8 protein-coding genes, 1 pseudogene and 2 riboswitches are annotated in these 10,471 nt (G+C 45.7%); of the genes and pseudogenes, 4 read left to right on the plus strand and 5 right to left on the minus strand.

Translation table 11 applies throughout. From position 1 onward, the window contains the following. Positions 1–21: 21 nt before the first annotated feature. From gcvP to gcvT, 4 genes are all read right to left on the minus strand, one after another. Positions 22–2,919 (minus strand): aminomethyl-transferring glycine dehydrogenase, encoded by a 2,898-nt coding sequence (gene gcvP / locus HQR03_RS10050; RefSeq protein WP_173240075.1) that lies wholly within the window; start codon positions 2,917–2,919, stop codon positions 22–24. Positions 2,920–2,981: 62 nt separating this feature from the next. Then, the gene (locus HQR03_RS10055) at positions 2,982–3,740 is read right to left on the minus strand and encodes a nitroreductase family protein (RefSeq protein ID WP_025651272.1); all 759 of its coding nucleotides are present in this window, start codon (positions 3,738–3,740) and stop codon (positions 2,982–2,984) included. A gap of 341 nt (positions 3,741–4,081) precedes the next feature. Then, a complete protein-coding gene (gene gcvH / locus HQR03_RS10060; RefSeq protein WP_025651271.1) occupies positions 4,082–4,462 on the minus strand; it encodes a glycine cleavage system protein GcvH in 381 nt (126 codons plus the stop codon). 69 nt (positions 4,463–4,531) lie between these two features. Continuing rightward, positions 4,532–5,719 carry a glycine cleavage system aminomethyltransferase GcvT gene (gcvT, locus tag HQR03_RS10065; RefSeq protein WP_173240076.1) on the minus strand — a complete coding sequence of 396 codons (1,188 nt, stop codon included), beginning with the start codon at positions 5,717–5,719 and terminating at the stop codon, positions 4,532–4,534. A 167-nt stretch (positions 5,720–5,886) separates the two neighbouring features. Further along, positions 5,887–6,065, minus strand: a riboswitch (glycine riboswitch). Between the two features lie 56 nt (positions 6,066–6,121). Further along, positions 6,122–6,261: riboswitch (glycine riboswitch) on the minus strand. Between the two features lie 237 nt (positions 6,262–6,498). On the opposite strand from gcvT, the gene HQR03_RS10070 reads away from it, so the two are divergent. From HQR03_RS10070 to HQR03_RS10085, 4 genes are all read left to right on the plus strand, one after another. Continuing rightward, on the plus strand, positions 6,499–6,819 hold the full coding sequence (locus tag HQR03_RS10070) for a YcgL domain-containing protein (RefSeq protein ID WP_025651269.1): 321 nt from the start codon (positions 6,499–6,501) through the stop codon (positions 6,817–6,819). A 263-nt stretch (positions 6,820–7,082) separates the two neighbouring features. Further along, on the plus strand, positions 7,083–7,694 hold the full coding sequence (locus tag HQR03_RS10075) for a hypothetical protein (protein WP_173240077.1): 612 nt from the start codon (positions 7,083–7,085) through the stop codon (positions 7,692–7,694). A 297-nt stretch (positions 7,695–7,991) separates the two neighbouring features. Beyond that, positions 7,992–8,855: an AAA family ATPase gene (locus tag HQR03_RS10080; protein ID WP_025651267.1), complete on the plus strand. Its 864-nt coding sequence runs from the start codon at positions 7,992–7,994 to the stop codon at positions 8,853–8,855. 94 nt (positions 8,856–8,949) lie between these two features. Continuing rightward, on the plus strand, positions 8,950–10,173 hold the full coding sequence (locus HQR03_RS10085) for a vWA domain-containing protein (protein ID WP_101212118.1): 1,224 nt from the start codon (positions 8,950–8,952) through the stop codon (positions 10,171–10,173). Positions 10,174–10,311: 138 nt separating this feature from the next. On the opposite strand, the pseudogene HQR03_RS14445 reads toward HQR03_RS10085, so the two are convergent. Beyond that, positions 10,312–10,471, minus strand: a pseudogene (locus HQR03_RS14445) (IS30 family transposase); the annotation flags it as partial.

The following is a 10,471-nucleotide window of genomic DNA, read 5'->3' on the forward strand; positions in this document are numbered from 1 at the left end:
TTATTCATACTTGTTTGAAAACTACATATAGTTTTCAATACTTGGGCAAGAACACATCAGATTCTTATCGCCATAAGCATCATCAATGCGAGCCACACTCGGCCAGAACTTATGAGCACGTACATAAGGCAATGGGAATGCGGCAACATCGCGGCTGTAGGGATGCGTCCACTCGCTATTGGTGACCATAGCGGCAGTATGCGGTGCATTGACCAATGGATTGTCTTCTAGCGTCCAATTGTCTTCGCCTGCTTTGGCTTTCATCGCTTCAGCTTTGATAGATTTTAGCGCACTGATAAAACGATCTAACTCTTCTTTAGATTCAGATTCAGTTGGCTCAATCATCAGAGTGCCAGCCACTGGGAAGCTCATGGTTGGTGAATGGAAACCATAATCCATCAAGCGCTTGGCAATATCGCTTTCGCTGATGCCAGTTTCTTCCTTTAGCGGACGAATATCGATAATACATTCGTGCGCGACGCGACCATTTTTGCCAGCATATAACACAGGGTAATGATCTTTTAATTGCGCGGCAACATAATTAGCATTCAATAGCGCAAGCTCAGTGGCTTTAAGCAGACCATCACGGCCCATCATGGCAATATACATCCATGAAATTGGTAAAATGCTGGCTGAGCCATAAGGCGCTGCCGATACGGCAGAACAGTCTTTTTGGGCATTATGTACAGGGCTTAGCGTATGGTTGGCCATAAATGGTGCTAAATGTGCCTTCATACCGATAGGGCCCATACCAGGACCACCGCCGCCATGTGGGATACAGAAGGTTTTATGCAAGTTCATATGTAGGACGTCTGCACCGACATCCGCAGGCTGCATCATGCCGACCTGCGCATTCATATTGGCACCATCCATATAGACTTGGCCGCCATGCTTATGAATCAAATCACAAATATGACGGATGCCTTCTTCGAACACACCATGCGTCGACGGGTAAGTAATCATCAATGCACCTAGATTGGCGCTATGCTCTTCACATTTAGCGGTCAAATCTTCGATATCAACGTTGCCATTTTCATCCGTTTTGACCACGACGACTTGCATGCCCATCATCATGGCAGTCGCAGGGTTGGTACCGTGCGCTGACATTGGAATGAGACAGACATCACGATTGGTCTCGCCCAATGATTCATGATAGCGGCGAATCGCCAGTAGGCCAGCATACTCACCTGACGCACCAGAGTTTGGCTGCATAGACACATCATCAAAACCAGTAATGGCTTTGAGTTGGTCTTGTAGGCTATCAATCATGTCAATGTAGCCGGTGACTTGATCGCGCGGTGCAAATGGATGCACATTGGCAAATTCAGGCCACGTAATCGGTAGCATCTCACTGGTTGCGTTCAGTTTCATGGTACAGCTACCGAGTGAAATCATACTGCGGTTCATCGCCAAATCTTTGTCTTCGAGCGATTTTAAGTAGCGCAGCATCTCATGCTCGGTATGATGCGTGTTAAATACCGGATGGGTTAAGATGTCGTCGGTACGTAAATGTGCACTATCAAGTGACAGGCTAACAGCCTCAGGCAAATCATGCGACTTACTCACGAACAGTTGGGTTAACACCGTAAAGTCTTGCTGATCACTGGTTTCACTAAAGGCGACACCCAGTTTGTTATCATCGAGACGCCATAAGTTATAACCAACATTGTCCGCATTTTCAAAGATTTGCGTCGCCAGTTTTTCTGAACCGCAATCGATAACGACGGTATCAAAGAACTGATCATGTACCACGCTTAAGTTGCTGTCATTAGCTTCTCTAATGACATTGGCGAAGGCTGTGGCAAAAGCATGGATACGTGTGGCGATACGCTTCACGCCACCTGGACCATGATAAACTGCGTACATACCTGCTAGGTTCGCCAGCAATACTTGCGAGGTACAGATGTTTGAGTTGGCTTTTTCGCGGCGGATATGCTGTTCACGAGTTTGTAATGCCATACGTAATGCCGTATTGCCTTGCGAATCTTTTGAGACGCCAATGATACGGCCAGGTGCTGAGCGCTTGGCTTTATCAGAGAACGCAAAATAAGCGGCATGTGGACCACCAAAGCCCATGGGAATACCAAAGCGCTGAGTGCTGCCTAACGCTACGTCTGCGCCCATATCGGCTGGTGATTTTAGTAATACTAAGCTCATGATGTCACTGACGACGCTGATGTAGGTTTTGTTTTTCCTCACCGCAGCGATGACGTCAGTTAGGTCTTTTACATCGCCCTCAACACCGACGTATTGGAATAATGCCCCAAAATAATCACCTGATTTGGCGGTTTCAAAATCACCAACGACCACTTCCCAACCAAAATACTTGGCACGAGTATTGATGACATCTAAGGTTTGTGGATAAATGCGGTCATCAACAAAAAACTGATTTGATTTGCTTTTGCTCACCCGCTTTGACATGGCCATGGCTTCAGCAGCAGCAGTGGCTTCGTCAAGTAACGATGCCCCAGCCATTTCTAGACCAGTCAAATCGATACAAACTTGCTGGAAGTTAAGTAAGGCTTCTAGACGACCTTGAGCAATTTCAGCTTGATAAGGGGTGTAAGCGGTATACCAACCTGGATTTTCAAGCACATTACGCTGAATAACCGCAGGCATACGTACAGGTGAATAGCCTTGACCGATGTAGCTTTTATTAACGGTGATATTATCTGCCATGGCGCGCAATTTAGCCAACGCGGCGTGCTCACTCATCGCCAGTGGCAAGTCTAAGTCTTTGTGCAAGCGTACGGGCTCAGGCACCGTATCATTGATAAAGCTCGCCATGTCTTTATAACCAATTGTACTGAGCAGATCAGCTTGTTTGGTCTCATTTGAGCCTAAATGACGATAGACAAATTCAGCTTCGTTAAATAAACCTTGAAAGGTATCAAACGTCGGGTTTTGAGAGATAGTCATGACAGTCCTTGGTTAAGGGAGTAATAAAGGGATTGACTTAAATAAAATAACGTTAGGGTTAATTAAACGTAATGGACAAACTGTTCTTGGTCAAAGCGGAACTGGCTACTGTAAATGCCATTGTCAGCGCGTTCGCCAGCACCAATCATCATAATGATGTGCTGATCATCGCTTAAACCTAACAAGCGCTTCATGGCAGGCTCATCGAAGCCGCCCATCGGACAGCTATCAAAGCCGTGCGCACGTAGTGCCAGCATTAAGTTTTCAGCAGCCAGTGCCGTATTGTTGGTGGCCCAGTTTTTGGTGTCTTCAAAAGTATAGTAAGGTGACTTGATCGGCCCTTTTACCCGTCTAAATACTTGAGTAGCACTCCATTTTGCCGCTGACACCACGTTGGCTGGCCCTCGCAAAAAGTCCATGGCGACGACTTTGGTGTAGTAGTCTTTGACTTTTTTGGGCACTGGCGATTCAGGATATTCACGTAAGATTTGCTGGGCGTGATCTTGCCAGATATCCGTACGCGCAACGACCGCAATCAAGCGCGCTGCCGTTTTTGCCGCATTTTGATTCATGCAGTTTTTGACCGTACGTTTGCGCTTATCCGCATCATCGATCACATAAAATTCCCACGGCTGTAGATTGCTCGAATTCGGCGCTAGCATGGCCAAACGCAGACAATCTGCTAACACATCGTCAGGTATCAGTGTGTCAGTAAAGCGACGCACGGAACGGCGTGACTCGACCACTTCACGAAACGCTTGCAGCTGCGGTGTGTGTTTGGGTGTGGCAATATTGTCGTTGTTATCAGAGTTGGAAGTCATATTAGGATCCATGCTGGGGATTAAGTGATCAACTCGGTCAGTATTGAGTGTGTCTGCTCAATAGCGTCTGACAAGTGATTGATATGAATAAATCAGATAGCGATTAGACGTAATAAATTGAGCGATAAGTGTTTTGGGAAAAAGCGTACAGATACCAGCTGATGCCAATATCTGTCATAGTAAATTATATTTTTCTAGTTGTATTTTTAAGTTACATTTTTTAAGATTACACATAGCGGTATTTCATTTCAGTCAAATACCGCTTTTAATCGAGAGAGTAAAACTCAGATTATAGAGTCGATTCAATTTAAAAGTGGTGTAACACTTTTATAGTGGATTGACTATAGTTCGTTCTCATACTCATCAGCGGTTAACAGCGCTTCGTAGTCAGCGATGTTATCAGGCTTCATTCTAAAGAACCAACCTTCACCGTATGGGTCAGAGTTGATGATTTCTGGATCATCTTCTAGTGCTTCATTGATGGCAACGACTTCACCTGAAATAGGCGCATAGACGTCAGAGGCAGCCTTTACAGACTCTACGACTGAGATTTCGTCATCAACGGCAATGGTGTCGCCAACATCAGGAAGTTCAACAAACACCACGTCACCCAATAGGTCTTGAGCATGGTCAGTGATACCAACAGTGATAGTACCGTCGTCTTCTAGGCGTAGCCACTCGTGGCTGGCGATGTATTTTAGTTCTGCTGGGATATTACTCATGGTCTCTCTCCTAAGTGATAGAGGATGGTTTACAAAAATAGTGGAAGCTAATAATAGAATTTATGATGACTAAGAGTCAAACTGCTGCTTGCCATTACGGACAAACGGTAGTTTAAGGACGCGGACATCAGCGAACTTACCTTTGCCACGCAAATCGACCTGTACATTGTCATCATCTGATAAGCTGGCAGGGACACGGGCAATCGCAATCGAATTTTTTAGGCTAGGGGAGAAGGTACCACTGGTAATCACCCCAGTTTGTTCATTGTCCGTGCCTTGATTGATAGTCACACTCATACCTTCACGTAATACACCGCGCGTTGTCAATAGTAAGCCAACTTGCTTCATGGCGGTGTTGTCGTCTTTTGACTGCTGGCGTTTGCTGACTAAAGCTTCACGACCGACAAAATCACGCTCGTCTTTTAATGCGAGTGTCCAACCCATATTACATTCGTAAGGGCTAATGGTCTCGTCCATATCGTGACCATAGAGGTTCATACCGGCTTCCATGCGCAACGTGTCGCGCGCGCCAAGGCCGGCTGGCTTCACGCCATTGACTTTTAATAATTCAAAGAATGCTGGAGCAGCATCGCCATGCATAATCACTTCGACGCCATCTTCACCAGTGTAACCCGTACGAGCCACGAACCAATCAGCGCCTTCGATGTCTGTTAAGTCAGCACCAACGAAAGGCTTAAGTTCAGCCAACGTATCTGCCCAGCTAGGTTTAGCTTGTGCCAGTTTTGCAACCGCATTTGGTCCTTGCACGGCAATCATGGCAAGCTCTGGACGCTCAGTAATATTGATGTCAAAACCTTCGGCGACTTTTTCAAATTGTGCCATGTCTTTATCACGAGTAGCCGCGTTTGAGACGATACGATATTCGGTAGCCTCTTCATTCATTAAGTAAACGATTAGGTCATCAATGACGCCGCCTTGCTCGTTGAGCATGCCAGAATATAGCGCTTTACCGACGGTTTTTAGTTTATCAACATCATTGGCCAATAGTTTCTGTAGCCAAGCTTTGGCATCACCACCTTTGATATCAGCGACGACCATGTGTGAGACATCAAACATGCCAGCATCGGTACGCACCGCTTCATGCTCTTCGATTTGTGAACCGTAATGAATGGGTAATTCCCAACCAGAAAAATCCACCAGTTTGCCCTCACTATCGACGTGAGACTGGTAAAGGGGCGTGCGCTGCGGTGCTTGAGTATTTTGAGCGTGAGTTTCTTGAGAGTGGGTATCGATCATAACAAATCCTTATGTGTACATCAGTCGTACTCGGTAGAGTAATGAGCGATGCGCATTATCATAGTAGAGAGAAGCAATATTGCAGGGTGCAAGCATTGCAACCAAGGGCGGCACAGAAATAAAGATAGAGCAATAAGCCAAACAAACGCTGAACGTCGGTTTAAGCAAAAGCCCTATCTGTCCTGTGACCTGAGATTTTCAACACGAATCATCATAGTTTTAAAGGCAGCTCTAAAAAATATGTAAAGAGCTTGGCTTTAAAAGACCTATCACTGATGATAGCGTATTTTCTCCCCTTCGGTGGGTAAGACGTCGTCCGTCCTTACCGCTCTCCAGATTTGTTATGCCCAATGCTTGAGTATGTGATGCACAAATGATGGCAGCACAGCAAACAAAATTGACATGTGCTTTTCAGTCCTTTTACCTGAGCGATTGGCAGGGTGGATGCGCCTTCGGTGGTCTGGTGGCAACGTGCAACGTGGTATGACCAATACGGTCTGATACAACAGTTGCGCCCGCAGACTCTCTCCTGAAAAACGCTTTTATTATGAAAGGTTCAGGGCACTTTTACAAGTCATCAACCGCATTAAAGTGCATAATTTTGTCGAAAACGACATTATTGTCAGAATAAACGGTCGAAGTATCGATAAGTTGAACGCTTTAGTCTTTATGACAGCGCATAATTTTGGCATGGTTTACCATAGCAGAACGTAAAGCGACTACTGAAATTTAGCGAAATTATGCTAACCTACGCCTATAGTTTCTGATAGGTGGTCCTTATGCATTGTGATATTTATAAATTTTCCAAACATGACGGTATGTATGTCTATATTGCTCGCCCTGATTATCCTGATGACACCGACGAGCTGAAGGACTGGCTTGGCGTGTTGCCAAAAGATTTCCGTGCTGGTTTAGGTCGCAGTAAGTTTGTGATGCATCTAGATTTAGAAGCGACACCGACGCTCGCGCGTGTTGATAAAGCAGAGGTATTGGCGAAGTTACAAGCGCAAGGATATTTTGTACAAATGCCGCCACAAGACGTTATGCGCCGGCAAGCAGAGTTGCGTGCACGCGAAGCGCAGGACAATATTTACGACTAACATACTTTTTTGCAACGATTAATAAGCGAGTTTGCAGCGATTGATAGGCAAGTACGCTTCGTTCTTTCTTTGAGTAAGCGATAAAAAAACAGGTCTCAGCGATGGGCAGCATGCTTTTTATTAAGAAGTCGTGATAAACTAGAACCTATCAAGCGTACATGTCGATGATGTATTCGGTCTTATTTTTAGTACGACAGAACGTACCATATACCGCAAGCGTACAACGTCTTGCTCGGTTTATAAACGCAGGTAATTAAACACGCATGGACTGGTTAAAAAATATCGTAAACAGCTTACCGCTAGAAGCCATCAGTGATATTCTCGGTGAGATTGCTATCTGGTGGGGACAGCTGGTAAAAGATGTGCCACCCGCAGACTTACCAATGTATGCGTATCTTGGTGGTGTCGTGATTGTGTTGGTATTGTGGTTGTTGGTCGCTCGTATGCTACCACGGCCGCTGGGTGGTATGAGCTGGATGATGCTGTTTGCTGTGTTGTTGGCACCAGGCACCACCCTTGGCGATCCTAGTGTTATCGCGCCGGCGAGCATTGGTGTCGTCTATGCCATCATGATGAAGGACATGGCGGGCGCAGTTGCTAATATGCTACCGATACTGGTGGTGTTAGTGGTTGGCTTGTTTGTTGGTTTTGTCTGGCAACTTATTCGCGGCGCGTTTGAGTCAAGTTTGGACAAAGCACGCAGCCGTAGTGCAGAAGACACGCAGGCAACGGTTCAATTAACCACTGGCAATTATCTGACAGAAAATCCAAACCTCGTTGGACAGCCTGATAATGGCTCATTAGCGTCGCAGCCTAAAGCGGACGTCAATTTAAAAAAAGACAGCAAATTACCCAAAAAAACCGATCAGCTTTAACGGTAAAGTTGCCCTTATGAAGGTACTAGAGCTCTGAATAAGTAACAATCTGCATAAGCAATAATCTGAATAAGTAAAAAAAGACACCCGCGCGTGTCTTTTTTTATGTGAGCGTGTTCGTTTATCAATCCATGCCTAGATAGAGTAGTATGTTTGGATATTGGTGATAATTGCGAGCAACTGCGAACGCATGAGTATTTTGGCAATCAATCATGCTGTGCTAATCTAATTCATTATTTACCTTTCATCACTTGCCTTCTAATTCATTTAATTTATAACAATAACTGAGACTTGATTATGACCACGACTGACAAAACAAAGAAAAGCTTTACTGGCACGCAAAGCTATATTGCCACCGACGACTTGCAATTGGCAGTCAACGCGGCGATGACTTTGCAAAAGCCGCTACTCATCAAAGGGGAGCCGGGTACAGGTAAAACCTTACTGGCTGAAGAAGTGGCTGAAAGTTTGGGTATGCCGCTGATTACGTGGCATATCAAATCAACCACCAAGGCGGAGCAAGGGCTGTATGAATATGATGCCGTCTCGCGCTTGCGTGATTCGCAGTTGGGTGATGATAAGGTTTATGAGATTGGCAACTATATCAAGCCCGGTAAGCTGTGGGATGCCTTTACCAGTAACGAGCGCAGTGTGTTATTGATTGATGAGATTGATAAAGCCGATATCGAGTTTCCCAATGACTTATTGCATGAACTCGATAAGATGTCGTTTTATGTCTATGAGACAGGCGAGACCATCACTGCTGCACAGCGTCCTGTCGTTATTATCACCTCAAACAATGAAAAAGAGCTGCCCGATGCCTTCTTGCGTCGTTGCTTCTTTCATTATATCGACTTCCCAGAAGAGGACACTATGCGTCAAATCATCGACGTCCATTTCCCTAATATTCAAGAAAAACTGGTCAATGATGCGCTCGATATCTTTTATAAGCTGCGTAATGTTCAAGGGCTTAAAAAGCCACCATCAACCTCAGAGTTGGTCGATTGGTTAACGTTGCTACTGGCTGACGATATGGCTCAAGCAGAGCTAGAAGAAAACCTGCGCGGTGAGAAGTCTATTCCGCCGTTATATGGTGCACTGCTCAAAAACGAAGCCGATGTCAATTTGTTGCAGCGCTTTGCTAATATGATGCGTCGTTAAGCGACAGACCATTTGTCATGATTAAAGCTCATGATTGAAGCCCATAAAACGGCTTCATTCGTCACCATATCAGCCAATAAGTGATGCGACTCTTATGTTTATCAAATTGTTCTATACCTTACGTACTTACGGTGTGCCGGTCAGTACCCGTGAGCTACTTGACCTAAATGCCGCGTTAGATCAAGGGCTGATGATGCAGACGCATCCTGAAAATCCAGAGCTGTCCACCTTTGCCAGTCGTGAGGATATGTATCGGCTGATTCGGCTGTGCATGGTCAAAGACGAGCGCCACTTTGATAAGTTTGACCGCGCCATGTCAGATTATTTTGAAGGCGTCGACAGTCTCGATATGGATGAGCTGTTGGCCAAGCTGACGGACATTCCTAAAGAGTGGCTAGATCTCAAGCTCGATCCAAAAAATCTGACCGAAGAGCAGCGCCGATTGCTAAAAAAATATGGCTCGTTAGAGGAGCTGATGAAAGCGCTTGAAGAGCGTCTGAAAGAGCAAAAAGAGCGTCATCAAGGCGGCAGTAAATGGGTCGGCACTGGCGGTACGTCACCCTTTGGGGCCTATGGCGACCATCCAGAAGGAGTACGCGTCGGCGGTGAATCGCGTAAGCGTAGCGCAGCCAAAGTCTGGGAGCAGCGTAAATATCGCAATCTCGATGACGACAGTCAGCTTGGTACGCGCCAAATTCAGATGGCACTGCGTAACTTGCGTCAGTTTGCCCGCACCGGTAGCGCGGATGAGCTAGACATTCATGAGACCATCAAGCGCACCGCCAAAAAAGGCGTGCTCGATATTCATATGCAAGCTGAGCGGCGTAATCGTGTCAAAGTGCTGATGCTGTTTGATGTCGGCGGCAGTATGGATGTCCATGTCGAGGCTTTAGAGAAGCTATTTTCTGCGGCTAGAAATGAATTTAAAACCTTAGAGTTCTTTTACTTTCATAACTGTCTATACGACTATGTCTGGAAGGACAATAACCGTCGCCATAGTGCGCCGATGCCAACCTATGAGCTGCTCAATAAATACGGTCGCGAGTATCGCGTTATCTTCGTTGGTGACGCGTCGATGTCGCCATATGAGCTAATGACGGTCGGTGGTAGCGTTGAATATATGAATAATGAGGCAGGTATTGTGTGGTTGAAGCGGGTACTGGAGCATTTTGACAAGGTGGCGTGGCTCAATCCTGAAGCGCCTTCTTATTGGCAGTATACCCAGACCATCGTTGAGATCAAAAAAATCTTTGATAACAAGATGTACCCCATGACTCTGCACGGTGTTGAAGAGATGACCAACTATATGGCGCGCTAGTTATAGCGCAATCGTTTAGAGCATTATCCTGATTGCTCTAAAGAATAGTCGCCAACAGTATTATATTTGCATGTATAACAGACTCTAATCAAGCAGCCATTATAAGCTCATAATGGCTGCTTTTTTTGGCACTTGGATTCAACATTGAAGTGCAACGCACCCGAAGCTAGATTTTACCTCAAGAGGCGTTCTAAACCCTAGCACCTTTCTAGGTCGATTATTTAAACTGTCTTCAATCGACTGAACTAAGTGCATGCATAGGTTATCCAGACGCATTGACTTCGGTAGAAACTGACGA

This window comes from Psychrobacter okhotskensis (genome assembly GCF_013248965.1).
Classification (GTDB): Bacteria; Pseudomonadota; Gammaproteobacteria; order Pseudomonadales; family Moraxellaceae; genus Psychrobacter; species Psychrobacter okhotskensis.